Here is a 23,666-nt window from a genome sequence, read left to right on the forward strand (position 1 = left end):
TTCAGCCATGCATCGGGGATTCTTCTCCGAAGCGATTGTGAATCACATCGAACCAAACGACCATCAAGGACCCCAATCATGTTGGAAATTCGCAGCGCCAATGACCGCGGACTTGCAGACTTCGGCTGGCTCAAGTCCCGCCACACCTTCTCTTTCGGCCACTACCACGACCCGGAGCAGGAAGGCTTCTCCGACCTGCTGGTGATCAACGACGACCGCGTGCATCCGGGCCGCGGCTTCGGCACCCATCCACACCGCGACATGGAAATCTTCTCGTACGTGCTCGACGGCGCGCTCGAGCACAAGGACTCGATGGGCACCGGCTCGGTCATCCGCCCGGGCGACGTTCAGATGATGAGCGCCGGTACCGGCGTGCGCCACAGCGAGTTCAATTCCTCCTCCACCGATCCGCTGCACTTCCTGCAGATCTGGATCGTGCCCAACGCCAAGGGCGTAGCGCCCCGCTACCAGCAAGTGCACTTCGCACCCGAGGAAAAGCGCGGCCGGCTGCGGCTGATCGTCTCGCCGGAGGGCGCCGGCGGCTCGCTTGCCGTGCACCAGGACGCCCGCGTCTACGCCGGCCTGTTCGACGGCGATGAAGCCGCCTCGCTCGCGCTCGGCCCCGATCGCCATGCCTATGTGCATGTGGCACGTGGCAGCGTGGAAGTGAACGGCCAGCGGCTGGGCGAGGGCGACGGCGCGCGGGCGCGCGGCGAGCAGCGGCTCGAGCTGGCGCGCGGCGAGGGCGCCGAGGTGCTGGTGTTCGACCTGCGCCCGAAAGAGTTGCCTTCCTTCTGACATTGCGCGTGCGCCCCTTGGCGGCGCGGACGCAAATGTCCAAACGGCCTCACTAATCGACAAGACATGCATCGGCGCTGAAACGACGATGCATGGCAACGCAAGACCCAATTTCTTTCACCAACTCACGGAGAGTCCCATGTCCATCAAAGCCACCCCCACCGCCGGCGCCAAGCTGCTCACCCCCACCGACCACACGCTGGTGATGATCGACTTCCAGTCGCAGATGGCCTTTGCCACGCACTCGATCGACGCGGTGAACCTGCGCAACAACGCGGCCCTCGTGGCCCATGCGGCGGCCGGCTTCAAGGTGTCGACCATCCTCACGACCGTGGCCGAGAAGAGTTTTTCGGGCCCGATGTTCAGCGAGATCACCGACGCCTTCCCGGGCCAGAAGATGCTCGACCGCACCTCGATGAACACCTGGGAAGACGCGGCCGTGATCGAGCGCATCAACGAGATCGGCAAGAAGCGCATCGTGCTCTCGGGCCTGTGGACCGGCGTGTGCATCGTCGGGCCGGCGCTGTCGGCCATCGACCAGGGCTTCGAGGTGTTCGTGATCGCCGACGCCTGCGGCGACGTCTCGGCCGAGGCGCACAACCGCGCGATGGACCGCATGGTGCAGGCCGGCGCGCAGCCGATGACCTCGCTGCAATACCTGCTCGAGCTGCAGCGCGACTGGGCCCGCACGGACACCTATGAAATGACCACCGGCATCGCAAAGAAGTTCGGCGGCGCCTACGGCCTGGGCGTAACCTACGCCAAGACCATGTTCGGCGCGCACGAAGGCTGATCGCCGCGGTGACCAAGATGAAGCCCTATGTCCTGTCGCTCGCGCTCGGCCTGCTGGTCGGCGTGATCTACGCACTGTTCCAGGTGCGTTCGCCGGCGCCGCCGGTCATCGCCCTGGTCGGGCTTCTCGGGATCCTGCTCGGCGAGCAGATCCCGCCGCTCATCAAGAGCGTGATCAAGCCCGAGGCGGCCGCCACCTCGTGGCTGCAGCACCAGGTCAAGCCGCATGTGTTCGGCGAACTGCCGCAGTGCGCCAAGGGCGAGGCCGGCGCCGCGGCCGGAAGGAAGGCATGAGCGATTCATTCGACGAACAGCGCCGGCGCCTTTGCCTCGGTACGCTTGGCGCCGCTCTTGCCGGTACGGCAATGGCCCAATCCAACCCCTCAAGGACACCCGACATGGCAGGCACCACCGCCCCCCACCTGATCCTGCACAACGGCCGCTTCACCACGCTGGACCGCGCCAACCCCGTGGCCGACGCCGTGGCCATCAAGGACGGCCGCTTCACCCGCGTGGGCCGCGCGCAGGACATCCTGCCGCTCGCGGACGGCGGCACCCGCGTGATCGACCTGCAAGGCAGGCGCGTGCTGCCGGGCCTCATCGACAACCACCTGCACATCATCCGCGGCGGCCTCAATTTCAACCTCGAACTGCGCTGGGACGGCGTGCGCAGCCTGGCCGATGCCATGGGCATGCTCAAGCGCCAGGTCGCGATCACGCCCGCGCCGCAGTGGGTGCGCGTGGTGGGCGGCTTCACGGAGCACCAGTTCGCCGAAAAGCGCCTGCCGACCATCGAGGAGCTCAACGCCGTGGCGCCCGACACGCCGGTGTTCCTGCTACACCTGTACGACCGCGCGCTGCTCAACGGCGCCGCGCTGCGCGCCGTCGGCTACACCAAGGACACGCCCGCGCCGCCCGGCGGCGAGATCGTGCGCGACGCAGCCGGCAACCCCACGGGCCTGCTGCTGGCCAAACCCAATGCGTCGATCCTCTATGCGACCCTGGCCAAGGGCCCGAAGCTGCCCTTCGAATACCAGCTCAATTCCACGCGCCACTTCATGCGCGAGCTCAACCGGCTGGGCGTGACCGGTGCCATCGACGCGGGCGGCGGCTTCCAGAATTTTCCCGAGGACTACCAGGTGATCCAGCAGCTGGCCGATGCCGGCCAGCTCACCATCCGCCTGGCCTACAACCTGTTCACGCAGAAGCCCAAGCAGGAGAAGGAAGACTTCCTCCACTGGACCGCCACCTCGAAGTACAAGCAGGGCGACGACTACTTCCGCCACAACGGCGCGGGCGAGATGCTGGTGTTCTCGGCCGCCGACTTCGAGGACTTCCGCCAGCCGCGCCCCGACATGGCGCCCGAGATGGAGGGCGATCTCGAAGAGGTGGTGCGCGTGCTGGTGCAGAACAAGTGGCCGTGGCGCCTGCATGCCACCTACGACGAGACCATCGACCGCGCGCTCGACGTGTTCGAGAAGGTGAACCGCGACACGCCGCTCGCCGGCCTGAACTGGTTCTTCGACCATTGCGAAACCATTTCGGAAAAATCGATCGACCGCATCGCCGCGCTGGGCGGCGGCATCGCGGTGCAGCACCGCATGGCCTACCAGGGCGAATACTTCGTCGAGCGCTACGGCGCCGGCGCGGCCGAGGCCACGCCGCCGGTCAAGCGCATGCTCGAGAAGGGCGTGAAGGTGTCGGCCGGCACCGATGCGACGCGCGTCGCCTCGTACAACCCGTGGGTGTCGCTGTCGTGGCTGGTCACGGGCAAGACGGTGGGCGGCATGCAGCTCTACCCGCAGCGCAACTGCCTGGACCGCGAGGCCGCGCTGCGCATGTGGACCGAGAACGTGACCTGGTTCTCCAACGAGGTCGGCAAGAAGGGCCGCATCGAAGCCGGCATGCTCGCCGACCTCGTGGTGCCCGACCGCGACTTCTTCGCCTGCCCGGAATCGGAGATTGCCGACACCACCGCGCTCCTGACCATGGTCGGCGGCAAGGTGGTCTATGGCGCCGGCCCGTTCGCAGCGCACGACGAAGGCGCGCCGCCGCCGGCCATGCCCGACTGGTCGCCGGTGCGCCGCTTCGGCGGCTACGCCGGCTGGGGCGATGCCGAGGGCGCGCCGCTGCAGAAGGCCATGCGCCACGCGGCCATGTCCTGCGCCTGCGCCAACGACTGCAACGTGCACGGCCACCAGCATGCGACGGCCTGGAGCAGCAAGCTGCCGATCGCCGACCTCAAGAGCTTCTGGGGCGCGCTCGGCTGCGCCTGCTGGGCGGTGTGATGCGCTGGACCATTTCACCCGCCGTGCGCTGGCTCGCCTTGCTGCTGCTGTGCGCGGCCTATCTTCAGGGCGGGCTCAACAAGGCCATGGACTTCAACGCGGCCATCGCCGAGATGAACCACTTCGGCCTCTCGCCCGCAGGGCCCCTGGCCGCCGCGGTGATCGTGCTGGAGCTCGGCGCGGCCGCGTTCATCCTCACGGGCTTTCATCGCTGGCTCGGCGCGCTGGCGCTCGCGGGCTTCACCTTGATGGCGACCTTCGTCGCGCTGCGCTTCTGGGAGATGCCGCAGCCCGAGCGCTTCATGGCGGCCAATTCCTTCTTCGAGCACCTGGGGCTGGTCGGCGGCTTCGTGCTGGTGGCCTGGCACGACCTGAAGGAGCGAGCGAATGGCTGATCTCGCAGGTGCCGCCGATGCCGCGAAGCCGAGCAGCAGCTTCGCACCGCTGCGCCAGCCGGTCTTTGCCGTGCTGTGGGCGGCCACCGTGCTCGGCAACATCGGCAGCTTCATGCGCGACGTGGCGAGCTCCTGGCTCGTGACCGACCTGTCGGCCAGCCCCACGGCGGTGGCGCTGATCCAGACCGCGGCCACGCTGCCGATCTTCCTGCTCGCGATTCCAGCCGGGGTGCTGTCCGACATCCTCGACCGCCGGCGTTTCCTGATCTTCGTGCAGCTAGTGCTGGCGGGCGTGAGCGGCACGCTGCTGGTGCTCTCGCACACCGGCGCGCTCACCGTCGAGTACCTGATCGCGCTGACCTTCGTCGGCGGCATCGGCGCCGCGCTCATGGGGCCGACCTGGCAGTCGATCGTGCCCGAGCTGGTGCCGCGCGCCGACCTCAAGAACGCGGTGGCGCTGAACTCGCTGGGCATCAATATTGCGCGCTCCATCGGGCCGGCCGCGGGCGGCCTGATCCTCGCGAGCTTCGGCGCCGCCCTGACCTATGGCGCCGACGTGCTCAGCTATGTGTTCGTGATCGCGGCGCTGCTGTGGTGGAAGCGTCCGGCGGCCGCCGACAGCGGGCTGTCGGAGAACTTCCTGGGCGCCTTCCGCGCCGGCCTGCGCTACACGCGCGCCAGCCGCGAGCTGCACCGCGTGCTGCTGCGCGCGGCGGTGTTCTTCCTGTTCGCCAGTTCGGTGTGGGCGCTGCTGCCGCTGGTGGCGCGACAGATGCTGGGCGGCAGTGCCGGCTTCTACGGCATCCTGCTGGGCGCCGTGGGTGCGGGCGCCATCGGCGGCGCGCTGGTGATGCCGCGGCTGCGCGCGGGCTTCAATGCCGACGGCATGCTGCTGCTGGCCTCGCTGCTGACCGCCGGCGTGATGGGCAGCCTGGTGTTCGCGCCGCCGCAGTGGCTCGCAGTGTTGTTGCTGCTGGTGCTGGGCCTGGGCTGGATCATCGCGCTCACCACGCTCAATGGCGTGGCGCAGTCGATCCTGCCGAACTGGGTGCGCGGGCGCGGCCTGGCCGTGTACCTCACGGTGTTCAACGGCGCAATGGCGGCCGGCAGCCTGGGCTGGGGCCTGGTGGCGCAGGAGATCGGCGTGCCGTACACGCTGGTGGCGGGCGCTGCCGGGCTGGTGGTCGTGGCCCTGCTGTTCCACCGTGCACGCCTGCCCACCGGCGATTCGGACCTGCAGGCCTCGAACCACTGGCCCGAGCCACTGGTGGCCGAGCCTGTCGCGCACGACCGCGGTCCCGTGATGGTGCAGGTCGAGTACCGCATCCGCAAGGAAGACCGCCCGGCGTTCCTGGACGCGATGAAGCGGCTGTCGCTCGAGCGCCGCCGCGACGGCGCCTACGCATGGGGCGTGACCGAGCACACCAGCGACCCCGAGCGCGTGATGGAGTGGTTCCTGGTCGAGTCCTGGGCCGAGCACCTGCGCCAGCACCACCGCGTGTCGCATGCCGACGCCGACCTGCAGAACGAAGCCGTGCGCTTTCACATCGGGCCCGGCAGGCCCGAGGTCCACCACTTCCTGTCTCTCTGATTTCCTTCTTCTCCCTTTCTTTTCATCAAACTGGAAAAACCATGACCACACTCACCCTGCGCGACGGCACCGAGCTCTACTACAAGGACTGGGGCTCGGGCCAGCCCATCCTCTTCAGCCACGGCTGGCCGCTGAGCGCCGACATGTGGGACGCCCAGATGCTGTTCTTCGCCGAACGCGGCTACCGCGCGATCGCCTTCGACCGGCGCGGCTTCGGCCGCTCCAGCCAGCCGTGGACCGGCTACGACTACGACACCTTCGCCGACGACATCGCGGAGCTGGTCGAGACGCTCGACCTCAAGGACGTGGTGCTCGTGGGCTTCTCGATGGGCGGCGGCGACGTGGCGCGCTACATCGCGCGCAAGGGCAGCGCACGCGTGGCGAAGCTCGCGCTCATCAGCGCCGTGACGCCGCTGTTCATGAAGACGCCCGACCATCCGGTGGGCCCGGATGCCTCGCTCTTCGCCGGCATCCGCGCCGGGCTGGCCGCGGACCGTCCGCAGTTCCTCGACGACTTCAGCACGCTCTTCTACGGCACCAACCGCCCCGGTGCGAAGGTCTCGCAAGGCATCTTCAAGCAGACGCTGCAGATCGCGCTGCAGGCCTCGGCCAAGGCCACCATCGACTGCGTGACCGCGTTCTCCGAAACCGACTTCCGCCCCGACATGGCGAAGATCGACGTGCCCACGCTCGTGATTCACGGCGGCGACGACCAGGTCGTGCCCCTGGAGGCCACGGGCAAGCTCGCGGCCGAGATGATCAAGGGCAGCCAGCTCAAGGTCTATGCCGGTGCGCCGCACGCCACCTGCACCACGCACAAGGACCAGGTGAACGCCGACCTGCTGGCGTTCATCCAGGCCTGAGCGTTCGGCGGACGCGGGCATGCAAGGCGCCTACGGCGATCTCCTGGGGCGGTACTTCGAGCTGCCTTGCGCGCCCGCCCTCGTCATGCTGCCGGCGCCGACGACGCCCTTCGTCGCCACGCGCATCACCTGCCTGCCCGACCAGCTGGGCATGAAGCAGGAGATCCCGCCGCAGGACGCCTTTGCCGTGACCCTGCACCTTGCCGGTGTGAGCCACCACGAGCTCTGGGTGCGGGGCCGGCCTTCGGTGGTGCGCGGCTATGCGCCCGGGGCGATCAGCATCGTCGACCTGCGCGACGAGGTGGCGAGCTACCTGGGCAGTCCGCTGGATGCCCTTCACTTCTACGTGCCGCGCGCGCTGGTGGATGCCGTGACCGATGCGGCGGGCCTGGCGCGCGTGAGCGGCATTGCCTGCATGCCGGGGCTGGTCGATCCAGTGATGGAAAACCTGGGTGCGGCGGTGCTGGCCTTGCTCGAGCGGCCGCAGCGCGCAAGCTCGGCGACGAGCGAGCACCTGGCGATCGCGATCTGTGCGCACCTGGTCCATCGCTTCGGAAGCACGGCCGACGGCGATGCGGCCGCGTCCTTGGCGCCGCGGCATTCGCGGTGCATGCACTGAACGCCACCCCTTTCCATTCGAGACCCTTCTCATGACCACGCCTTCTTCACCCTCCGTCCAAGACAACCCGTCCAAGCACCGTTTCGAATTCGAATCGCAAGGCGAGCGCGCGGTCGCGATCTACAGCCTGGCGGGCGACGTCATCACCTTCATCCACACGCTGGTGCCCGAGGCGCTGCAAGGCCAGGGCGTGGCCCGGCAGCTGGTACTCGCGGGCCTGGCTTCCGCGCGCGAACGGGGCCTGCGCGTCATTCCGCAATGCCCGGTGTTCGCGGCCTACATGCGCTCGCATCCCGAGACGCACGACCTGCTGGCCGACGAAGGCCGCGCGCTGCTGGGCCTCTGAGCCGGCCGGGCCGGAGCTTCTTCAGTGGTGGGGGCCGGGCACTTCGGCGGCCTCGCCCTCGTGGGTGGCGCGCTGGAGCAGCACGGCGCAGGCCGCCAGCACCGGCGGAACCACGAAGCACCAGACATTCAGCTGGCTGTAGATGAGCGCGGCGGCGGCGCAGCCCGTGGCGAACACCGCGACGCTGGCGGCCATGCGCCGCAGCCGGGCGCGCGCCACGGCGGCTTCTTCCGGCGCCAGGCCGCGCAGCAGGTCGGCGATGTCGATCATCACCTGCGTGGTCGTGCCGGTCATGAGCGTGGTCGGCGGGGCGCTGCCCAGATGCAGCCGGTGCACGGCGTTCTGGATCGCCATGGCCGACACCAGCGACATGCCGGTGAGCATCGCGAGGCCGCTGTCGCTGTCCTTGAACGGGCCGTAGCAGATGGCAAAGGCCGCGCCCGCCGCCAGCAGCAGCGTCTTGAGCACCAGCATCGTGCGCAGCACCGGCAAGCCCAGGGCGGGCAGCCCGTGGCCGAGCCATCGCGCGAGCACCACCACGGCGCAGAACACCGGCAGCGCCACCAGCTTGGTCAGCGCGCCCGAGGTGCCATGCACCAGCGCCGCGCCGATGGTCACGAAGTTGCCCGTGACATGGGCCGTGAACAGGCCCTGCAGCGCCAGGAAGCCGGCAGTGTCCACGAAGCCGCCGTTGAGGCTCATGAGCAGGGGGAGGGAGGGTTTCATGAAGTGACCTTCGCGTGAGGAGGAGGAAAGAGGCGGGAATGCGCGGCCCATGGTGCGTCATTTCGCACGCACCGTCTTGTCGGCTTGGCGGCTGCTTTGCACATTCGTGCGCACCCGGTGCATTCAAGGCGGGCGACTCTTGTTCAAGACACGGGCGAGCCGGCGCGGTACACATCCCGTCGAGACATCCCGCAGCAAGAATTCCAATGACCCACCCCCACAGCCGACCCCCGACCCTGACCACCGCGGGCGGCGCGCCCGTCGCGGACAGCCAGCACTCGATCACCGCGGGCCCGCGCGGGCCGATCCTGCGGCAGGACTACCAGATGAGCGAGAAGCTGGCCTACCTGGCGCGCGAACGCATTCCGGAACGGGTGCTGCATGCCAAGGGCGCGGCCGCCTTCGGCACGCTGCGCATCACGGGCGACGTCTCGCGCCACACGCGCGCACGGGTGCTGCAGCCGGGGCAGTGCACGCCCGTGCTGGTCCGCTTCTCTGGGCTGACGGGCGAGCAGGGCTGCGCGGACGCCGAGCGCGACCTGCGCGGCTTCGCCATCAAGGCGTACACCGAGGAAGGCAACTGGGACCTGGTCGGCAGCCACCTGCCGGTCGCCTGCATCCGCGATCCGCAGAAATTTCCCGACCTGGTGCGGGCGCTGAAGCGGCATCCGGTGCGGCATGTGCGCTCGCCCACGGCGATCTGGGATTTCTGGTCGCTGTCGCCCGAGAGCCTGCACCAGATCGTGATGCTGTTCTCCGACCGCGGCCTGCCGGCGGGCTTTCGCCACATGCACGGCTATGGCGCGCATGCCTTCGGGCTGGTCAACGCGGCCGGCGAGCGGGTCTGGATCAAGTTCCATCTGCGCACGCTGCAGGGCATCCGGTGCCTGACCAATGGGGAAGCCCGCGAGCTGATCGCCGACGACCGCGAAAGCGCGCAGCGCGATCTGTTCGACGCCATTGAACGAGGCGAGCTCCCGCGCTGGCTGCTGCAGGTCCAGCTGATGAGCGAGGCAGAGGCAGCGCAGTTGCCGTTCAACCCGTTCGATGCAACCAAGGTCTGGCCGCAGCGGGATTTTCCGCTCGTCGAAGTCGGCGTGGTCGAACTCGACGCGAACCCCGACAACTACTTTGCGCAGGTCGAGCAAGCCACCTTCAATCCCGCCAACATCGTGCCCGGCATCTGCTTCTCGCCCGACAAGCTGCTGCAGGGGCGGCTGCTGGCCTATGCCGACGCGCAGCGCTACCGCGTGGGGACGCACCACGAGGCCCTGCCGGTGAACCGGCCCCGGTCGCCGGTGCACACCTATCACGCCGACGGCGCGATGCGCCTGGACGTTCCCGCCCGCACCGATGCCTACTACGAGCCGAACTCGTTCGGAGGACCGCGCCCTGACCGCACGCTGGCCGAGCCGCCACTGCCCCTGGAAGGCGATGCCATGCGCTTCGATGACCGCCAAGGGCTTGGAGACCACGCACAGGCGGCGGCCCTGTACCGCAGCATGGACGAGGGCCAGAGACAGCGGCTGTTCGAGAACATCGCCAGCTCGATGGCGGGTGTGCCCGAGCTGATCCAGCGGCGCCAGGTCGCGCACTTCCGGCTCGTCGACGCCTCGCTGGGCGAGGGCGTGGCCGGCCGGCTCGGTCTCTAGCGCGGCTGAGGGCGATCCCTAGTTTTCAACCCGCATCCTGCGCCGCCAGATGCCTGGCGGGACCCCGGAATGCCGGGAGAAAACGCGGGTGAAGTGGCTTTGATCGGCAAAGCCGCAGGCCGCGGCAATCTCGGCGAGCGAGGTATCGACGTCCATGAGAAGTGCGCGCGCGTGCTCCAGCCGCTGCGCGATCAGCCATTGATGGGGTGTGTGGCCGGTGGTCTCGCGAAAGGCATGAATGAAATAGCTGCGTGAAAGCCCGCACGCGTCGGCGATCTCGGTGATGGAAATGCGGCCGTCGATCCTGTTGCGCAGCATCTCCTTGGCGCGTGCCTCGTGCGAGCGCGAGAGGATCCGATTCGTTCTCGGCTCGGTCGTGGCTGCGCCGCCGTAGGTTTCGACGAGATAGCTCGTCATGGCAACGCTCAGCTGTTCGACGAACAGCATGCTTGCGCGTGCGGGGTCCTCGAGTGCCGGCGCCAGGGCTTCTGCGAGATTGAGCAGCACCTCGTCCCGCACGCCGGCGACATGGGCGAGGCTGCCGACGCGCTTGCCCGGTTTTTCCTCGATGGCCCGTTCGAGGCTGGCCTGCGATATCTCGAGCAGCACGAAATCGAAAGGACGCTGGATGTCGGCACGATAACGTTCGGCGAAACCGCGAATGTAGATCGATCCCCTGTCGAAATCGTGGCACGAGGCATGCCGCCCGGCCACGATGCGCCGGCTGTGGCCATCGCGCATCGAGATGCCGAGCAGCACGCCGCGAGCGCTGGGCTCCGTCTCCACCTGGTGAAGTTGATGCGTATCCATCGTCTTGCGAAGGATTGCGACGCCGTTCGCACAGAGGCCCTGATCCCGTTGAAGGTGGCCGGACATGCACCCCAGCGTGTCTTTGGGGACAGGACCGAGGCGCTGTGACGGAGAAGCTTCCTGTACCGACGGGGACATATGCCTGCTTTGTGCGAAATTATTCATGCCGTGCGGCAGGCCGGGTGGGCCTTCAGGGTCGCGTTCTTGAATGGGGAAACCGCTGCGAGGACGCCGCAAAGCGGCCGATGCTACTCCTCGATTGTCCCGCCCGCAGATGGACCGCTCGCCGATCCCGGCGCCGCCTGCGCCAGGTGGCCGCCCACCGTCGAGAGCAGGCTGCGCAGCCAGCGATGCGCGCCCTGGTGCTGTGAGCGCTCGTGCCACAGCTGGTAGAAGCGCATGCGCGGAAATCCTTCGGGGGCCGCCACGCTCACCACCGGCAGGCTGCGCGTGAACTGCTCGGCAAAGTGGCGCGCGGTGGTGAACACGAGGTCGCTCTCGGCCACCAGGTAGGGCGCCATGGCGTAGTAGGGCACGAAGACGCGCGCATCGCGGGTTTGCCGCAGCCCGGCCAGGTGGCTGTCGACCACCGCGCGATGCGACTTGGCAAACGGCGTGGGCACCACGTGGGCGGCTGCCAGGTAGCGCTGCAGCGTCATCGCGCCTGGTGCGGCCAGCGGGTTGCCCGGACTCATCATGCAGACCAGCTCGTCCTCGATCAGCAGCGACAGGTGCATGCGCTCGGGCGGCAGCGGCCAGTTGCCGATCACGATGTCGAGCTCGCCCTGCGCCAGTGCGCGCTCGTAGTCGTAGCCGGGCGTCAGCGGATGGATCAGCAGGCGCGCCTGCGGCGCCTCGGCGCGAAAGCGCGCCACCACCTCGGCCATGAAGCTGGCGGCCAGGTAGTCCGGCGTGGCGATGGTGAAGGTCATGGTGCTGGCACCGGGCTCGAAGCGCTCCGGCCCGGCCAGCATGCGATCGATCTCGCCCAGCACCTCGCGTGCGCTCTCGCGCAACTGCAGCGCCCGCGCGGTGGGCACCATGCCGCCGCGCTCGCGCACCAGGATCGGATCGCCGAAGGCGTCGCGCAGGCGCCGCAGCGCTGCGCTGATGGCCGGCTGCGTCTGGTTCATGCGTACCGCGGCGCGCGAGACGCTGCGCTCAGCCACCAGTGCCGCCAGCACGCGCAGCAGGTGGATGTCGACAAGGTCCTGGCTTCTCGTCATTTGTCTTCTAGGGGTTCGACCGGATGGCGCGCCTTGCTGGGGCACGACCTATCGCGCTGGTTTATGCCGCACATTCCGCGCACCGTGCGCGCGCCGGGGCCATTGTGCCTACAGTGGCCCCGCAGGCGGCGTTCCCTTTTGGCGGAGCGGTCCGCAACGCCCCACATCCAGGACCGAGGAGATACGCATGACATCCACCGCAGCGGCAGCACCCGTTCGGCTTTCCGCCGCCCCGTCCGAACTGGACGGGGTCTACCGCAAGATCATCTGGCGGCTCATCCCCTTCCTGATGCTGCTGTGGGTGCTGGCCTGGATCGACCGGGTCAACATCGGGTTCATCAAGCTGACCATGCTCGACGAGCTCCAATGGAACGAGGCGATGTACGGCCTGGGCGCGGGCATCTTCTTCCTGGGCTACTTCTTCTTCGAGGTGCCCAGCAACCTGCTCCTGCAGCGCATCGGGGCCAAGAAGACCATCATGCGCATCACGATCGGCTGGGGCCTGACCTCGATCGCCACGATGTTCGTGAAGACGCCGGAGATGTTCTATTTCCTGCGCTTCGTGCTGGGGGTGTTCGAGGCCGGCTTCTACCCCGGCATCATCCTCTACCTGACCTACTGGTTCCCCAATGACCGGCGCGCCAAGGCCTTCGGCATGTTCATGTCGGCCTCGGCCTTCGCTGGCGTGATCGGCGGCCCGATGGCCGGCACCATCATGACCGGCATGCATGGCCTGAACGGCTGGTCGGGCTGGCAGTGGGTGCTGCTGCTGGAGGGCATTCCCTCGGTCGTCGCGGGCTTCGTCACCTATTTCTACCTGACCGACCGGCCCGAGCAGGCCCATTGGCTCACGGCACGCGAGCGCCAGCTGGTGCATGAAGACCTGGAGCGCGACGGCCGCTCGCTGGGCCAGCGCGAACACGGCATGCTGGCCTCGCTCAGGAGCGGGCGCATCTGGCTCCTGATCCTGATCTTCTTCTGCATCATCGCCGCCAATTCCTCGCTGACCTTCTACGGCCCCACGCTGGTCAAGGAAGTGGGTTTCACCAGCCCGGTGGCGGTGGGCTGGATCATGGCCGTGGCCTACCTGTGCGGCGCCGCCGGCATGATCTGGAACGGCTTCCACTCCGACAAGCAGCAGGAATCGCGCTGGCACTGCGGCCTGGCCGCTGCACTGGGCGCGGTGTCGCTGCTGGGTGTCGCGCTCTTCCTGGGGCACAGCGCGCTGGCGGTGCTGGTGGGCCTCACCTTGGCCATTGTCGGCACCATGAGCGCCATCCCGGTGTTCTGGCAGATGCCCAACCGCTTCCTGGCCGGCACCGCGGCGGCCGGCGGCGTGGCGCTGATCAACTCCATCGCCAACCTGGCCGGCTTCGGCGCACCCTGGATGCTGGGCCTGATCAAGACCTCCACGGGCAGCCTCTCGTCAGGCCTCTACGTGGTGGCGGCAATCGAGATCTGCGCCACCTTGCTGATCCTGGCCTGCGTGCCCGCCTACCGCAAGCAGCCGGCCGCCGCAGCAGCCGCCCCCGCACGTTGAGAACCAACCGATGACCCTCACCGCCACCCGCCTGAACCTGGCCGCGCTCAACGACATGGACCGCGACGCTTTCGTCGCCGCCGTCGGCCCGGCCTTCGAGAACGCCCCCTGGATCGCGCAGGCCGCCTGGACGCGCAGGCCCTTCGCCAGCATCGATGCGCTGCATGGCGCCATGCTCGACGTGGTTCGCCAAGCGCCCCAGGAGCACCGCCTCGCCTTCCTGCGCGGCCACCCGGAACTGGCCGGCCGCGAGGCCCGGGCCGGCACCATGACGGCCGAGTCCGTCGGCGAGCAGCGCAGCGCAGGCCTCGACGCGCTCAGCCGCGAAGAGCTGGGCGAGATGCAGCGCCTGAACCGCAGCTACCGCGAGCGCCATGGCTTTCCTTTCATCATCGCCGTGCGCCGCAATACCAAGGAGCAGATATTCGAGGCGCTGCGCATGCGTGCGGCGGCGAGCACAGAGGCCGAGCACCGTGCCGCGCTCGAGCAGATCGGCTTCATCACCCGCGGGCGCATCGACGCCCTGGTGGACGGCTGAGGCCTTGTCGCCAGCCCCCCTTCACAACGACAGGAGACAACCATGGCGAATCAAGTCGTATCCCATCCCGCGCGCAGGCAGTTCGCGCTCTCGGGCCTGGCCCTGGGCGCGGCGACGATCGCGTCGCGCGGGGCGCTGGCGCAACAGCCGAATGCCGCGCCGGCCGGCCCTGCCCGGGCCAGCGGTCCCATCGTGCTGCACGGCGTGAGCCCGCGCCTGACGGTGCACGCGCTGGACACCTTCCACGGCGCGGCCGCCACCGGCCTGCGCATCGACTTCTCCCGCCTGGAAGGTGGCAGCTACAAGCTGCTGCGCAGTACCGTCATGAACGCCAACGGCCGCTCCGACGATCCGCTGCTGATCGGCGAGAGCTACCAGGCGGGCGACTACGAGCTGCTGCTGCACGTGGACGACTACTTTGCCGGCAGGAAGGCCGTGCTGCCCATGCCGCCTTTCCTGACGAAGCTGCCGGTGCGCATCCGCGTCGCCAACGTTGCCGAGCGCATCCACCTGCCGATCCAGTTCGGCCCCTGGAGCTACACCTATTCGCGCGGAAGCTGAGCGCATCGCATTCACGACAGAGGACACGACATGACCGGCATCTCGACGCATGTGCTCGACATCACCAACGGCCGGCCCCTGGCGGGCCTGCAGGTGGAGCTCTACGACATGGCGACCCATCCGCCCACGCGGCTGAACAGCACCCGCACCAACGCCGACGGCCGCACCGATGCGCCCGTGCTCGCCGCCAAGGATGCGCGCACCGGCCACTTCGAACTGCGCTTCCACGTCGGCGATCGCTTCAAGGCCGCCGACGGGCTCTCGGACGTGGTGCCCGTGCGCTTTTCCATCTTCGACGCCGCGCAGCACTACCACGTGCCGATGCTGTGCGCACCCTGGTTCTTTTCAATGTATCGCGGCAGCTGATCGCCGCAGGAGTTCCGACCGATGTCTCAGCCCGATCCCAACGCAGAAAAATACATGCTTGACGCCATCCGCCTGGCCATGCGGAACGTGCGCGAGCGCAGGACCTGGCCCTTCGGTGCCGTGCTGGTGCGCGAAGGCAAGGTGCTGGCCCGGGCCGTCAACGAGGTCGACGCCCTGTGCGACCCCACGGCCCACGCCGAGATGCAGGCCGTGCGCATGGCGGCCAAGGCGCAGGGCGGCACGGACCTGTCGGGCAGCGTCGTGTACGCCAGCGGCTACCCGTGTCCCATGTGCCTGACGGCCATGTTCCTGGCCGGCGTGAAGGAGGTCTGCTACGCCTACTCCAACGAGGACGGCGAACCGCACGACCTCTCGGCCGAACGCGGCTACCTGGAGATCGCGCGGCCGATCGAGCTGCGCGAGATGCCCGTGCGATCGCTGCCCGTGCGCGACGAAGGCGAGGACCTGTACGACGCCTGGTCACGCGCGACGCGCTGACATGCTCGCGGCCGCCAAGGCCGAGGCGTTCCCGGGCTCGAGACTCGAGGCCGTGGGAGCTACCATCGCGTCGTCGTTCAAACGGCCGCTTCAAGGAGAGGTCCATGCGTTCCATCGCGAAAGTCACGAGCCAGCTCTTCAAGGTTCCCCTCGCTGAAGTCCTGACGGACGCCAAGCACGGCGCGCACACCCATTTCGAACTGGTGACTGCAACGGTGGTGCTTTCGGATGGCAGCCGGGGCACGGGCTACACCTACACCGGCGGCAAGGGAGGACATGCGATCAAGGCCATGATCGACCACGACCTGGCGCCCGCGATGATCGGCATGGACGCGGCGGATGTCGAAGGCATCCACGATTTCAGCCAGTGGCATGTGCACTATGTCGGCCGCGGCGGCATCGCGTCGTTCGCGATCTCCGCGATCGACATCGCGCTCTGGGACCTGCGCGGCAAGGCGGCAGGCCAGCCGCTCTGGCAACTGGCGGGCGGCGCTGCGGACACCTGCAACGCCTACTGCGGGGGCATCGACCTGGCGTTCCCGCTCGAGAAGCTGCTGGACAACGTGCGCGGCTATCTCGCCAAGGGTGCCGGCGGCGTCAAGATCAAGATCGGCCGCCCGAACCTCGATGAAGACATCGAGCGCATCCGCGCGGTGCGGCAGCTGATCGGCGACGGCATGGCCTTGATGGTGGATGCCAACTACGCGATGAGCGTGGACCAGGCCATCGCTGCGGCCGAGCGCATCAAGCCCTTCGATGTCCTGTGGTTCGAGGAGCCGACCATTCCGGACGACTACCGGGGCTATGCGCGCATCGCGGCCGCGACCGGCGTTCCGTTGGCAATGGGCGAGAACCTGCACACGATCCATGAATTCGATCATGCGTTCGAGCAGGCGCGGCTCTCCTTCATCCAGCCGGACGCCTCGAACTGCGGCGGCATCACGGGCTGGCTGAAGGTGGCCGAGCGCTCGCGCCGCCACGGGATCCCGGTGTGCTCGCATGGCATGCAGGAGTTGCATGTGAGCTTGCTGGCGGCGCAGCCGAACGCAGGCTGGCTGGAGATCCACAGTTTTCCGATCGACGAGTACACGATGCGGCCGCTGGTCCTTGAAAACCATCGCGCCGTGGCACCGGACGAGCCGGGCGTCGGGGTGGACTTCGACTGGGCGAAACTTGCGCCGTACCTGGTTGATCCGTCCCGGGGCTCTTCGTGAAAACTGCGGCGAGGCCGCGTACCAGCGCCACCCTCAGCTGCGGTACGGACGAATGTGATCCAGTTCGGATTCGATGACCCCGCGCACGACTTCCTTGAAGGCTGACACAAGCCGGGAATGAGGCGCATCGGGCGCAAGCAGGAGCGCAAGGCGCACGGTGATGGCAGGCTTGAAGGGCCGCACCTCGAAATCGAGATTGCGCTGCTCATCGAGCGCCGCCAGCGGATTGATCACGCTCACGCCCAGGCCCGCAGCGACCAGCGAGCAGACGGAGGCGCCCAGGTCGGACTCCAGCACCGTCCGGGTCTTGACGCCTGCGGCGGCCAATACCTGGTCGATGCGTTCCCTCGGGCCGCTGCCCAGCGGGAACGAGATGAAGGCTTCGCCGTCCAGGTCCGAGGCACGAACCTGCCTGGCCCGCGCCAGGCGATGTTCCCTGGGAAGCAGCGCGACGCAATCCATGCCCAGCAGCGTTTCGACGCGCATGCCGGGCGGATCATCGCCATACAGGATGGCGAGGCCCAGGTCGCACAGGCCCGAGCTCACCCAGGTGTCGACGGTCGCGGCCGCGCCGGAGTGGATCGTGACGAGCGTCTCGGGGTGCTCGCGCTTGAACCGGACGACCGCCTGGCTGAGGACGCCTCCGGCAATTCGCGCCATGGCGGCCACCGCCAGGCGGTCGCCGCCGAACGTCCGGATGTTCGATGCCGCGGACTCCAGGCCCTGCAGTCCGGCGAAGGCCTTCTCGACTTCCTGGAAGAAGCGTTTGCCTTCGAGCGAAGGCGCCAGGCGCGTGCCGCTGCGTTCGAAAAGCGCAAACCCGATGATCGCTTCCAGCTGCGAAACAAGGCGGCTCACCTGGGGCTGCGAGGTGTGAAGCCGCCGCGAGGCTTCGGTCATCGACCCCGTCTGCACGACCACCCGGAAGGCCTCGATGTGCTTCAAGGTCATGCGTCGGCTGCTCATATCAATATTGTATGGTGCACTGTTGAGTACGCATTTGCAGTATTGGTCGCCCAAAAGAATACTTGCGTCCATGCCTGACAGAACCCTGCACTTTGCCGACGCCGGACTGCCGCGCAGTCCATGCGCGGCTGGCGCCGTGGTGGACCTGCGCAGCGACACCGTGACGCTGCCGACCCCGTCGATGTACGCCCGCATGCAAACAGCCGCGCTGGGAGACGACGGCCTGGACGGCGACCCGACCGTGCGCGCGCTCGAGGCACTGGCGGCCAGCATGCTGGGCAAGGAATCTGCCCTGTATGTACCGACCGCCACGATGGGCAACCTCCTGGCCGTGCTGTCGCAGGCGGAGCGCCGGTCGCAGGTCGTGCTCGAGGAGTTCGCACACATGTTCGTTTCCGAGCGCGGCGGCGCGGTGTTCAGCGGCGTGACCTATACCGGCATTCCGGGCGTGGCTGGCGCAATGGACCTGGAGAGCCTGGCGCTGGTGCTGAAGTCGTCCGGCGAATTGCGCACGGATCTGGTCTGCATGGAAACGACGCACGGCAACGCGGGAGGAGCGGTGCTGCCGCTGGACCACATGCAGGCGGTCTGGAAGGCATCCAGCGAGGCCGGAGTGCGCGTCCACCTCGATGGCGCCCGGCTCTTCAATGCCGCCGTGGCGCTGAACGTCGATCCAGCCGCGATCGCGTGCTGCGCCGACACGGTGACCCTCTGCCTTTCCAAGGGCCTGAGCGCGCCTGCAGGCGCGGTGCTCGCCGGCCCGTCCGCCACCATGGCCAGCGCCAGACGGCTGCGCAAGATGCTCGGGGGCACGCAGCGCCAGATCGGCGTGGTTGCCGCCGCGGGACTGGACGCCCTGGAAACCATGCCCGGCCGGCTCGCGCAAGACCATGCTTTGGCGTCGTGCCTGAGCGAGGCATTGCGCGCCGTGTTGCCCGGCTCCGTCGGTATCAGCACGCCGCCCACCAACATCGTCTTCGTCGACGTGCCCGAGGCCGCAGCCGACAGTCTCGCCTGGGCGGAGGCACTCAAGGAATGCGATGTCCTGGTCCGCCCGTGGGGTCCGCGCCGGATCCGGCTCGTGACGCACCGCCATATCGACGCGGCCTGCGTGGATGCCGCCGCCACCGGATTCCGGCGTGCCGCGCAATCGCTGCTTGCCTGAATGCGTTCTCGCAAGGACGCGCCTCCCTTCGAACACATCGCGTACTACCAGGAGCCTTGACCATGCCTTCCATCTGCCGCCGGGACTTTGTCGCCTCTGCCTTCCTGATGGCCGCCGGCCTGGGGAGCGGCCGCGCATTTGCCAGCGGCTTTCCCAGCCGGCCCATCCGCCTGATCGTGCCGTACGGGCCCGGAGGCGGTTCCGATTTTGTCGCGCGCCTGATTGCCCAGAAACTGACCGAAACGGCGGGGTGGAATGTCGTCGTGGACAACAAGGCCGGGGCCTCGGGGCTGATCGGCACCGATGCCGCGGCCAAGAGCGCCGCGGACGGCTACACCTTGTTCCTTGCGGACGCCGCGCACGCCACCAATGCCGCGGTACAGCCCAAATTGCCCTTTGATCCGATCAAGGATTTCTCGCCGCTCACGCTCGTGGGCTCTTCGCCGCAACTGCTGGTGGCGCATCCGTCGCTTCCGGCCAACTCCCTGCGCGAACTGATCGCGCTGCCGCGTGCCCGAGTGCGCGAATACGGCGTCGGAACACCAGGGCAGGGGTCCGTGCCCCACCTGCTGTGCGAGACGCTCAAGCGCAAGACGGGCATGGAGCTGGTGCACGTGCCCTACAAGGGCGGCAGCGCCGCCTTGACCGATGCCGTCGGCGGGCAGGTTGCCATGGTGATCAATTCCGTGCCGGCTTGCATGCCGCACATCGAAGCGAAGAGGCTCAAGGTTCTTGCCATTGCCAGCGCGACGCGGCATCCGAAATTGCCGGACGTGCAGACCTTCTCCGAAAGCGTGCCGGGCATGGTGGGAGGCGCCTGGTATGGCGTGATGGCACCTGCCGGGGTGCCCGCGGATCTGCTGCAGCAGCTGAACGCGGCCGTCGACAAGGTGCTGGAACTGCCGGAAGTCAGGGCCCGGCTGGAAAGCTCGTTCGTGGATTCCATGCCCCGCGGGCCGCAGGCGTTCTCCAAGTACCTGAGCGAAGAAATCGCGCGCTGGAAATCGGTCGTGAAAGAGACGGGGGTCACGGTCAACAGTTGAGGCTCTTCGGGTGTTGCTTTGCTGCCCAAGGCGGCGGCAAGTGCATGGTGCTGTCAGCTTGCTGACATGCCAGCCTGCAGGTTCGGGGCCTGTGTTAGCACTTGACCTTAACTAAATTCGGTACTAGATCTACTCTTCAGGCACTCGAAGATCGCCATGCCGACCATCTCCAACATCAAGTCAATCTCATACCTGAAAAGCCATGCCGCTCAAATCTCCGAGGATCTGGAGATGAACGGCACGCCCTTCTTCATCACCCAGAATGGCGAGGCCTGCATGGTGATTGAAAGCGTCAAGCAGTTTCAGGAAAAAGAATCGCTGATCGCCGCCTTGAAGATCATTGCCTTGGGTGAGAAAGAGCGCATGAAGGGCAAAGGTATTTCCGCTGCCGAATCCCGTGCGCAACTGGCCGCAGCTCGCCAACGCCGCAAGTAGTGGCTATCTTCATTCTTCGCGATACCCAGGAGGACACTTTCGTCTATGCCGTTGCGGGACATCGGCAAGACTATCCAACGCTCTTGATGAAGCGCCTTCTGAGGATTTGAAGGGAATGGATTCGAGCTGCCTCCCGCGCAGCGATCATCAACAAGCCATGGCGATCACTGGCCTCTCGACTCCGAACTGGTCGCCGATAAAGAACCAGCTGGTCACCGGCCCTCTGCATACGCATCACGACAAGGCCAAGCGCGACTTGCTGGAGCGCAGGGCAAATCGAGGCCTGTAGACTTCGCCGCCATGTTTCGTCTACGGTTGTCGTTCGCCTTTGCGGTTCTTGTTGCACTGGTGTGCTGCCAGGCCGCCTTTGTCTACTGGGGCTCCAATCGCGTCAACGAATACGCCGCACACAGCCGGCTGACGAGCGACATTCTTTCCGAGCTCCTCGAGATTTCAGCCAACAAGCAAAGGCTGCGCGTGTGGGCCTCGCAGCGGCTCATGAATGCGGAGGCGACCTCGGCGGTGCGGGACCAGCTGCTCGAGCGGATGCGGACCGGCGCTGCGCGGCTGGACGCCATGTCCCGCCTGCACCTGGACTCGTGGCGGAAGCTGTCCTCGCGGGAGGACATCGCCGTGCCGCAAGAGGTTCTCCAGCTGGTCGAGATCAGCAAGCTGCTGGACGGCAACATCCTCGAGGTGCAGGCGCAGCTTCAGGACTTGCAGCCGCTGTCGCCCGGCGCGGAATTCCCGAATGTCTGGCGGCAGGTGGCGCAGGTCTTCGACATGACCCAGGGCCGCGACCTTCGCGAGCTGCTCAACGGTGCCATCGAAGGACAGCGCAAGGCGGTTCCCATTGCCCGTGCCGCAACCGAGCGGGGCCTGGACCGGCTGCGGCAGCAGGCGATTGCGATGGCGATCATCGCCCTTGTCGCAGCGGTGCTGTGGGCGCTGCATCTGCGCGGTCGCCTCAAGCGCCCCCTGGAGCTGCTGCTGCAAGGCACGCGGGCCCTGCAGTCCGGTTCGCTCGAGCACCGCATCGACCTTGCATCGGGCGACGAATTCGAAGTGGTGGCGCGCCATTTCAACCAGATGGCCGCGGAACTTCAGCAGCATCGCCAGCAGGCCGACGAAGCCCGCCGGCGCCTGGAAGACGCGGTCCAGGACCGGACGCGGGAATTGCAGTCGGCGCACGACACGCTCCAGCTCCTGGACCATCGGCGGCGGCAGCTCTTCGTCGACCTCAGCCATGAGCTGCGGACACCGGCGACGGCGATTCGCGGAGAGGCGGAGATCACGCTTCGCGGCGGCGACAAGCCGGCCGAGGAGTACCGCCATGCCCTGAAACGCATCGTCGGCACCGTTCAGCAGTTGACCAAGGTGATTGGCGATCTGCTCCTGATCGCGCGGGCCGAAGCCGACCAGCTGGTGATCCAGCCGTCCCCCTTGGATCTCTCGATGCTGCTGAGCGAGGTCGTGGAACAGGGCGAGGCCCTGGCGGCGCTGCATGGGGCCGCGCTGACCTGCGAGCCCGTGGTGGAAACGGTCATGGTTCGCGCAGACGGCGACCGGCTGCGCCAGGCGGTGATGATCGTCTTGGACAACGCCATCCGCTATTCCCGTCCGGACGGCAAGGTGCGTCTGGGCTGCCACGTTGCCGCAGACGAAGTCGCCATCGTGGTCCGCGACCACGGCATCGGCATCGGCGAAGACGAGTTGCCCCGGGTGTTCGAGCGCTTCGTCCGCGGCCAGCGGGCACGCGCGCACCGGGCGGATGGCAGCGGCATCGGCCTTTCCATCGCGCAGGCCATCGTCAAGGCTCATCGCGGGCACATCGAGATCCAGAGCTGGCCCGAGGAAGGGACTGAAGTTCGCATCGTTCTTGCACGCCTGCCGATCCACGAATTCGAGGCCAGTGCCCTGCAGCCATGAACAGAAGCATCCTGATTGTCGAAGACGATCCCCGTGTCGCCGATTTCCTGGTCCGCGGGCTGAAGGCGGAAGGCTTTGCGGTGACGCATGCCCGCACCGGTCCGCAGGGGCTGGAGCTGGCGCGCCGCGGAGACCTCGCGCTTTTGATCCTCGATCTGATGCTGCCGGGCATCAACGGCCTGGAGCTGTGCCAGACCTTCCGCGCCGAGGGCGGCCAGACGCCGGTGCTGATGCTGACCGCCATGAGCACGACCGAAGACAAGGTGAACGGCCTGCGCCTCGGCGCCGACGACTACCTGACCAAGCCCTTCGACTTCGAGGAACTGCTCGCGCGCATCGAGGCGCTGCTGCGCCGCGGCCGGGACCTCAGGCCGCGGGTCACGACCTTGCGGGTGGCCAACCTGGTGCTGGACCGCGAACGCATGCGCGTGGAGCGCGCGGGGCAGCCGATCACGCTGACGGCCAAGGAACTGGCATTTCTCGAGCTGCTCATGAGCGCACCCGGGCGGGTGTACAGCCGCGAACGCATCCTGGCCAATGTCTGGGGCACGCACGAGGATCCGCTCACCAATATCGTGGATGTCTACGTGCGGCGACTTCGCATGAAGATCGACGGCGACCACGCGGTGCAGCTGCTGCAGACCGTGCGCGGCCTCGGATACCGCATCAGCGAGACGGCGGGCTAGCCAGGCCGTTCATTCGGCGTTCATCTTGTGTTCGACACACGTTCATCGCCGCCGCGATGGATGTTCATTCGCCCCTCGAACAATGAGTCCTGTGTTTAACCACTTGCATGAATGGACTCTTCGATGATCCCGCGTTTTTCCAAGCTTCTTCCCGCTGCCGCTGTGTTGGCGCTTTGCATGTCGACCTCCGTGTTGGCACAGACGGCCGCGAGCGCAAGTTGTGTTCCCGCCAGCGAACCCCAGATCGAGGCACTGTTCGATCGCTGGAATGCCTCCCTCGCCACGCAGGATCCCGACAAGGTGGTGGCCAACTACGCTCCTGACGGCGTGCTGCTGGCCACGGTGTCGAACCAGCCGCGCACCAGTCCGGTCGAAATCCGCGACTACTTCGTCAAGTTCCTCAAGGGGGCGCCGCAAGGCAAGATCGATTCGCGCACGATCCGGGTCGGCTGCAATGTCGCGCAGGACATCGGCACCTACACCTTCAAGTTCAAGGACGGCAAGGCGGTGCACGCCCGCTACACCTATGTGTACGAATGGCTCAACGGCCAGTGGCTGATTGCGCACCATCACTCGTCGGCAATGCCCGAGAGCATTGCGGCGAAGTAAAAAGGGGGGC

Annotated in this window: 26 protein-coding genes; 22 read left to right on the forward strand and 4 right to left on the reverse strand. The window is 67.3% G+C overall.

The window, feature by feature from the left end:
* The first annotated feature begins 78 nt into the window (after positions 1-78).
* From ACAM58_RS28130 to ACAM58_RS28170, 9 genes are all read left to right on the forward strand, one after another.
* Positions 79-798, forward strand: a complete 720-nt coding sequence (locus ACAM58_RS28130) for a pirin family protein (RefSeq protein ID WP_062364798.1) — start codon at positions 79-81, stop codon at positions 796-798.
* Positions 799-937: 139 nt separating this feature from the next.
* Positions 938-1,591 carry a hydrolase gene (locus tag ACAM58_RS28135; protein WP_015865528.1) on the forward strand — a complete coding sequence of 218 codons (654 nt, stop codon included), beginning with the start codon at positions 938-940 and terminating at the stop codon, positions 1,589-1,591.
* 17 nt (positions 1,592-1,608) lie between these two features.
* The gene (locus ACAM58_RS28140; protein ID WP_015865527.1) at positions 1,609-1,884 is read left to right on the forward strand and encodes a DUF1427 family protein; all 276 of its coding nucleotides are present in this window, start codon (positions 1,609-1,611) and stop codon (positions 1,882-1,884) included.
* Positions 1,885-1,955: 71 nt separating this feature from the next.
* Positions 1,956-3,878 carry an amidohydrolase gene (locus tag ACAM58_RS28145; RefSeq protein WP_081247561.1) on the forward strand — a complete coding sequence of 641 codons (1,923 nt, stop codon included), beginning with the start codon at positions 1,956-1,958 and terminating at the stop codon, positions 3,876-3,878.
* Positions 3,878-4,273 carry a DoxX family protein gene (locus ACAM58_RS28150; RefSeq protein ID WP_015865525.1) on the forward strand — a complete coding sequence of 132 codons (396 nt, stop codon included), beginning with the start codon at positions 3,878-3,880 and terminating at the stop codon, positions 4,271-4,273. Before ACAM58_RS28145 ends, ACAM58_RS28150 begins: the two co-directional genes overlap by 1 nt.
* Complete coding sequence (locus tag ACAM58_RS28155; RefSeq protein ID WP_062364796.1) at positions 4,266-5,864, forward strand: MFS transporter; 1,599 nt, start codon at positions 4,266-4,268, stop codon at positions 5,862-5,864. Before ACAM58_RS28150 ends, ACAM58_RS28155 begins: the two co-directional genes overlap by 8 nt.
* 41 nt (positions 5,865-5,905) lie before the next feature.
* Positions 5,906-6,727 carry an alpha/beta fold hydrolase gene (locus tag ACAM58_RS28160; RefSeq protein ID WP_028253947.1) on the forward strand — a complete coding sequence of 274 codons (822 nt, stop codon included), beginning with the start codon at positions 5,906-5,908 and terminating at the stop codon, positions 6,725-6,727.
* A 19-nt stretch (positions 6,728-6,746) separates the two neighbouring features.
* Positions 6,747-7,346, forward strand: coding sequence for a hypothetical protein (locus ACAM58_RS28165; RefSeq protein ID WP_028253948.1), 600 nt, complete (start codon positions 6,747-6,749; stop codon positions 7,344-7,346).
* A 31-nt stretch (positions 7,347-7,377) separates the two neighbouring features.
* Positions 7,378-7,692 (forward strand): GNAT family N-acetyltransferase, encoded by a 315-nt coding sequence (locus ACAM58_RS28170; RefSeq protein ID WP_062364795.1) that lies wholly within the window; start codon positions 7,378-7,380, stop codon positions 7,690-7,692.
* A gap of 21 nt (positions 7,693-7,713) precedes the next feature.
* Here ACAM58_RS28170 and ACAM58_RS28175 read toward each other — a convergent pair whose 3' ends face one another.
* A complete protein-coding gene (locus ACAM58_RS28175; protein ID WP_369664990.1) occupies positions 7,714-8,418 on the reverse strand; it encodes a YoaK family protein in 705 nt (234 codons plus the stop codon).
* A gap of 206 nt (positions 8,419-8,624) precedes the next feature.
* On the opposite strand from ACAM58_RS28175, the gene ACAM58_RS28180 reads away from it, so the two are divergent.
* Complete coding sequence (locus tag ACAM58_RS28180; RefSeq protein WP_369664991.1) at positions 8,625-10,070, forward strand: catalase; 1,446 nt, start codon at positions 8,625-8,627, stop codon at positions 10,068-10,070.
* Between the two features lie 18 nt (positions 10,071-10,088).
* On the opposite strand, the gene ACAM58_RS28185 is transcribed toward ACAM58_RS28180, so the two are convergent.
* Positions 10,089-10,946: an AraC family transcriptional regulator gene (locus ACAM58_RS28185; protein ID WP_081247560.1), complete on the reverse strand. Its 858-nt coding sequence runs from the start codon at positions 10,944-10,946 to the stop codon at positions 10,089-10,091.
* Positions 10,947-11,128: 182 nt separating this feature from the next.
* Positions 11,129-12,106 (reverse strand): LysR substrate-binding domain-containing protein, encoded by a 978-nt coding sequence (locus tag ACAM58_RS28190; protein ID WP_015865518.1) that lies wholly within the window; start codon positions 12,104-12,106, stop codon positions 11,129-11,131.
* Positions 12,107-12,293: 187 nt separating this feature from the next.
* Between ACAM58_RS28190 and ACAM58_RS28195 the strand changes: the two genes are divergently transcribed.
* The 6 genes from ACAM58_RS28195 to ACAM58_RS28220 all read left to right on the forward strand — a co-directional run bounded on the left by ACAM58_RS28195 (position 12,294) and on the right by ACAM58_RS28220 (position 16,823).
* Entirely contained in the window at positions 12,294-13,646 is a 1,353-nt protein-coding gene (locus ACAM58_RS28195; protein ID WP_015865517.1) for an MFS transporter, read from the forward strand.
* A gap of 10 nt (positions 13,647-13,656) precedes the next feature.
* The gene (gene uraD, locus ACAM58_RS28200) at positions 13,657-14,184 is read left to right on the forward strand and encodes a 2-oxo-4-hydroxy-4-carboxy-5-ureidoimidazoline decarboxylase (RefSeq protein ID WP_062364794.1); all 528 of its coding nucleotides are present in this window, start codon (positions 13,657-13,659) and stop codon (positions 14,182-14,184) included.
* A gap of 42 nt (positions 14,185-14,226) precedes the next feature.
* On the forward strand, positions 14,227-14,745 hold the full coding sequence (locus ACAM58_RS28205; protein WP_062364793.1) for a hydroxyisourate hydrolase: 519 nt from the start codon (positions 14,227-14,229) through the stop codon (positions 14,743-14,745).
* 30 nt (positions 14,746-14,775) lie between these two features.
* A complete protein-coding gene (gene uraH, locus ACAM58_RS28210) occupies positions 14,776-15,111 on the forward strand; it encodes a hydroxyisourate hydrolase (RefSeq protein ID WP_062364792.1) in 336 nt (111 codons plus the stop codon).
* 21 nt (positions 15,112-15,132) lie between these two features.
* The gene (locus ACAM58_RS28215; RefSeq protein WP_015865513.1) at positions 15,133-15,609 is read left to right on the forward strand and encodes a nucleoside deaminase; all 477 of its coding nucleotides are present in this window, start codon (positions 15,133-15,135) and stop codon (positions 15,607-15,609) included.
* Between the two features lie 104 nt (positions 15,610-15,713).
* Positions 15,714-16,823 (forward strand): mandelate racemase/muconate lactonizing enzyme family protein, encoded by a 1,110-nt coding sequence (locus tag ACAM58_RS28220; protein ID WP_369664992.1) that lies wholly within the window; start codon positions 15,714-15,716, stop codon positions 16,821-16,823.
* Between the two features lie 33 nt (positions 16,824-16,856).
* On the opposite strand, the gene ACAM58_RS28225 is transcribed toward ACAM58_RS28220, so the two are convergent.
* A complete protein-coding gene (locus tag ACAM58_RS28225; protein ID WP_369665101.1) occupies positions 16,857-17,774 on the reverse strand; it encodes a LysR substrate-binding domain-containing protein in 918 nt (305 codons plus the stop codon).
* 85 nt (positions 17,775-17,859) lie between these two features.
* Between ACAM58_RS28225 and ACAM58_RS28230 the strand changes: the two genes are divergently transcribed.
* From ACAM58_RS28230 to ACAM58_RS28255, 6 genes are all read left to right on the forward strand, one after another.
* The gene (locus tag ACAM58_RS28230; RefSeq protein WP_028253951.1) at positions 17,860-18,954 is read left to right on the forward strand and encodes a low specificity L-threonine aldolase; all 1,095 of its coding nucleotides are present in this window, start codon (positions 17,860-17,862) and stop codon (positions 18,952-18,954) included.
* Positions 18,955-19,016: 62 nt separating this feature from the next.
* Positions 19,017-19,997 carry a tripartite tricarboxylate transporter substrate binding protein gene (locus tag ACAM58_RS28235; RefSeq protein WP_369664993.1) on the forward strand — a complete coding sequence of 327 codons (981 nt, stop codon included), beginning with the start codon at positions 19,017-19,019 and terminating at the stop codon, positions 19,995-19,997.
* A 156-nt stretch (positions 19,998-20,153) separates the two neighbouring features.
* Positions 20,154-20,432, forward strand: coding sequence for a type II toxin-antitoxin system Phd/YefM family antitoxin (locus tag ACAM58_RS28240; protein ID WP_015865508.1), 279 nt, complete (start codon positions 20,154-20,156; stop codon positions 20,430-20,432).
* Between the two features lie 300 nt (positions 20,433-20,732).
* Positions 20,733-22,361: a cell wall metabolism sensor histidine kinase WalK gene (locus ACAM58_RS28245; RefSeq protein WP_015865506.1), complete on the forward strand. Its 1,629-nt coding sequence runs from the start codon at positions 20,733-20,735 to the stop codon at positions 22,359-22,361.
* Positions 22,358-23,047 carry a response regulator transcription factor gene (locus ACAM58_RS28250; protein ID WP_062364790.1) on the forward strand — a complete coding sequence of 230 codons (690 nt, stop codon included), beginning with the start codon at positions 22,358-22,360 and terminating at the stop codon, positions 23,045-23,047. Before ACAM58_RS28245 ends, ACAM58_RS28250 begins: the two co-directional genes overlap by 4 nt.
* A 177-nt stretch (positions 23,048-23,224) precedes the next feature.
* Positions 23,225-23,656 carry an SgcJ/EcaC family oxidoreductase gene (locus tag ACAM58_RS28255; protein WP_369664994.1) on the forward strand — a complete coding sequence of 144 codons (432 nt, stop codon included), beginning with the start codon at positions 23,225-23,227 and terminating at the stop codon, positions 23,654-23,656.
* Positions 23,657-23,666 lie beyond the last annotated feature (10 nt).

Origin of the sequence: Variovorax sp. V116 (genome assembly GCF_041154435.1) — a bacterium.
Lineage (GTDB): Bacteria > Pseudomonadota > Gammaproteobacteria > Burkholderiales > Burkholderiaceae_C > Variovorax > Variovorax paradoxus.

Coding starts and splice junctions, on each gene's coding strand:
- ACAM58_RS28160 (WP_028253947.1), top strand. CDS start 5,906: ATGACCACACTCACCCTGCGCGACGGCACCGAGCTCTACTACAAGGAC.
- ACAM58_RS28130 (WP_062364798.1), top strand. CDS start 79: ATGTTGGAAATTCGCAGCGCCAATGACCGCGGACTTGCAGACTTCGGC.
- ACAM58_RS28155 (WP_062364796.1), top strand. CDS start 4,266: ATGGCTGATCTCGCAGGTGCCGCCGATGCCGCGAAGCCGAGCAGCAGC.
- ACAM58_RS28255 (WP_369664994.1), top strand. CDS start 23,225: ATGTCGACCTCCGTGTTGGCACAGACGGCCGCGAGCGCAAGTTGTGTT.
- ACAM58_RS28175 (WP_369664990.1), bottom strand. CDS start 8,418: ATGAAACCCTCCCTCCCCCTGCTCATGAGCCTCAACGGCGGCTTCGTG.
- ACAM58_RS28205 (WP_062364793.1), top strand. CDS start 14,227: ATGGCGAATCAAGTCGTATCCCATCCCGCGCGCAGGCAGTTCGCGCTC.
- ACAM58_RS28150 (WP_015865525.1), top strand. CDS start 3,878: ATGCGCTGGACCATTTCACCCGCCGTGCGCTGGCTCGCCTTGCTGCTG.
- ACAM58_RS28170 (WP_062364795.1), top strand. CDS start 7,378: ATGACCACGCCTTCTTCACCCTCCGTCCAAGACAACCCGTCCAAGCAC.
- ACAM58_RS28225 (WP_369665101.1), bottom strand. CDS start 17,774: ATGACCTTGAAGCACATCGAGGCCTTCCGGGTGGTCGTGCAGACGGGG.
- ACAM58_RS28165 (WP_028253948.1), top strand. CDS start 6,747: ATGCAAGGCGCCTACGGCGATCTCCTGGGGCGGTACTTCGAGCTGCCT.
- ACAM58_RS28135 (WP_015865528.1), top strand. CDS start 938: ATGTCCATCAAAGCCACCCCCACCGCCGGCGCCAAGCTGCTCACCCCC.
- uraH (WP_062364792.1), top strand. CDS start 14,776: ATGACCGGCATCTCGACGCATGTGCTCGACATCACCAACGGCCGGCCC.
- ACAM58_RS28235 (WP_369664993.1), top strand. CDS start 19,017: ATGCCTTCCATCTGCCGCCGGGACTTTGTCGCCTCTGCCTTCCTGATG.
- ACAM58_RS28190 (WP_015865518.1), bottom strand. CDS start 12,106: ATGACGAGAAGCCAGGACCTTGTCGACATCCACCTGCTGCGCGTGCTG.
- ACAM58_RS28215 (WP_015865513.1), top strand. CDS start 15,133: ATGTCTCAGCCCGATCCCAACGCAGAAAAATACATGCTTGACGCCATC.
- ACAM58_RS28230 (WP_028253951.1), top strand. CDS start 17,860: ATGCCTGACAGAACCCTGCACTTTGCCGACGCCGGACTGCCGCGCAGT.
- uraD (WP_062364794.1), top strand. CDS start 13,657: ATGACCCTCACCGCCACCCGCCTGAACCTGGCCGCGCTCAACGACATG.
- ACAM58_RS28185 (WP_081247560.1), bottom strand. CDS start 10,946: ATGTCCGGCCACCTTCAACGGGATCAGGGCCTCTGTGCGAACGGCGTC.
- ACAM58_RS28240 (WP_015865508.1), top strand. CDS start 20,154: ATGCCGACCATCTCCAACATCAAGTCAATCTCATACCTGAAAAGCCAT.
- ACAM58_RS28245 (WP_015865506.1), top strand. CDS start 20,733: ATGTTTCGTCTACGGTTGTCGTTCGCCTTTGCGGTTCTTGTTGCACTG.
- ACAM58_RS28145 (WP_081247561.1), top strand. CDS start 1,956: ATGGCCCAATCCAACCCCTCAAGGACACCCGACATGGCAGGCACCACC.
- ACAM58_RS28250 (WP_062364790.1), top strand. CDS start 22,358: ATGAACAGAAGCATCCTGATTGTCGAAGACGATCCCCGTGTCGCCGAT.
- ACAM58_RS28220 (WP_369664992.1), top strand. CDS start 15,714: ATGCGTTCCATCGCGAAAGTCACGAGCCAGCTCTTCAAGGTTCCCCTC.
- ACAM58_RS28195 (WP_015865517.1), top strand. CDS start 12,294: ATGACATCCACCGCAGCGGCAGCACCCGTTCGGCTTTCCGCCGCCCCG.
- ACAM58_RS28140 (WP_015865527.1), top strand. CDS start 1,609: ATGAAGCCCTATGTCCTGTCGCTCGCGCTCGGCCTGCTGGTCGGCGTG.
- ACAM58_RS28180 (WP_369664991.1), top strand. CDS start 8,625: ATGACCCACCCCCACAGCCGACCCCCGACCCTGACCACCGCGGGCGGC.